Source organism: Actinosynnema sp. (assembly GCF_052038725.1).
Genome location: NZ_JBQGCX010001528.1, coordinates 1 through 1,857 on the forward strand (window position 1 = coordinate 1; position 1,857 = coordinate 1,857).

Sequence of the window (1,857 nt, forward strand, 5' to 3'; positions counted from 1 at the left end):
ACTCGCCCGCGCAGCGGGTGGCGCGGCTGCTCATGGGCGCGGTCGCGGTGGCCGCCGTGGTCGTCAACGTGCTGGGGGTGGTCCGGTGATCGAGTTCCGGGGCGTGTCGTTCGCCTACCCCGCGACGAGCGGGCCCGCGCTGTCCGAGGTGGACCTGTCGGTCCCCGCCGGTCAGGTGTGCGGGGTGGTCGGGGCCAGCGGCGCGGGCAAGTCGACGCTGGCCGCCGCGATCGCGGGCATGGTCCCGCACGTCACCGGCGGCGCGCTGACCGGCTCGGTGACCGTCGCGGGCCGGTCGGTGGCGGGCACGCCGCTGGCCGAGGTGGTCACCGACGTCGGGCTCGTCGTGCAGGACCCGTTCAACCAGATGTCCGGGGCCAAGTTCACCGTGCGCGAGGAGCTGGCGTTCGGCCTGGAGAACCTGGGCGTGGAGCGCGCGGAGATGGTGCGGCGCATCGAGGAGGTGCTGTCCGCGCTGGGGATCGGGCACCTGGCCGAGCGGTCGCCGTTCACCCTGTCCGGCGGGCAGCAGCAGCTCGTCGCGATCGGCGCGGTGCTGGTGATGCGGCCTCGCGTCGTCGTGCTCGACGAGCCGACCTCGCAGCTGGACCCGGACAGCGCGTCGCTGGTGTTCGGCGCGCTGGACGCGCTGCGCCGCGACGGGATCACCGTCGTGCTGGTGGAGCACCGCACCGAGCGGCTGGCGGAGCTGGCCGACCGGGTCGTGGTGCTGGCCGGCGGCCGGGTCGTCGCCGACGGCGCGCCCGCCGAGGTGTTCACCGACCCGCGCCTGCCCGGCCTCGGCGTGTCGACGACCCGCTACACCAGGGCGGCCAGGCGCGCGGCCGAACGCGGCCTGTGGCCTCGGGAGCGCCCGCTGCCGGTGCTGCTGCCGGAGGCCGTGAGCGGCTTCTCCGTGCCCGCCGCCGCCGACCCCCGAGCCTAGGAGGACCGCCGTGCGAGCGGACATCCACGTCGAGTCGCTGACCTACCGCTACGACGAGCGCACGACCGCGCTCCAGGACGTGTCGCTGCGGATCGACCAGGGCGAGAAGGTCGCGGTGATCGGCCCCAACGGTGCGGGCAAGACCACGCTGGCGCAGCACTTCAACGGCCTGGTCACGCCGACCTCGGGCCGGGTGCTGGTCGGCGGCGCGGACACCGCCGAGCACCCGATCTCCGCGCTGGCGGCGAAGGTCGGGTTCGTGTTCCAGAACCCGGCCGACCAGCTGCACGCGCGCACCGTGGCCGCCGAGGTCGCCTTCGGCCCGCGCAACCTGGGCCACCCCGAGGCCGCGGTGACCGAGCGGGTGGAGCGGGCGCTGGAGGCCACCGGGCTGGCGGGGCTGGGCGAGGCGCACCCGTACCACCTGTCGGCCGCGCAGCGGAAGATGGTGGCGATCGCGTCGGTGCTGGCCATGGACACCCCGGTGGTGGTGCTGGACGAGCCGACCACCGGGCAGGACGCGTTCGCGCTGGAGGCGCTGCGCGAGCTGCTCGCCGACCTGTCGCTGCGCGGGCGCACGGTGATCGCCACGACGCACGACCTGGACTTCTGCGCGGAGAACTTCGAGCGGGTGCTGGTGGTCTCCGGCGGTCGGGTCGTCGCGGACGGCAGCCCGGCGCAGGTGTTCGCGGACGGTCCGGCGGAGCGGTTGCCGCAGCTGGTGGCGCTGAGCCGGGCGCTGGGGTGGGCGGAGCCGGTCGTGGAGGTGGACGCGTTCGTGGACCGGGTGGCGGCCGGGCGCTGACCCGGTGCGGGGTGTGGCCCCCCCGGGGTGGCCCCACCCCCCACACCCGCGGTCCCACGCCACCAGCCGGGCCGTGCCCCCCCCGCCCCCCCCCACCCGCGCCGCC

The 1,857-nt window shown here is 76.0% G+C and carries 2 protein-coding genes; both read left to right on the plus strand.

The features are described from left to right. Positions 1-85: 85 nt before the first annotated feature. Entirely contained in the window at positions 86-946 is an 861-nt protein-coding gene (locus ACTUAL_RS32140; protein ID WP_096495607.1) for an energy-coupling factor ABC transporter ATP-binding protein, read from the plus strand. A 10-nt stretch (positions 947-956) separates the two neighbouring features. After that, positions 957-1,751 (plus strand): energy-coupling factor ABC transporter ATP-binding protein, encoded by a 795-nt coding sequence (locus ACTUAL_RS32145; RefSeq protein WP_198320541.1) that lies wholly within the window; start codon positions 957-959, stop codon positions 1,749-1,751. Positions 1,752-1,857: the final 106 nt, after the last annotated feature.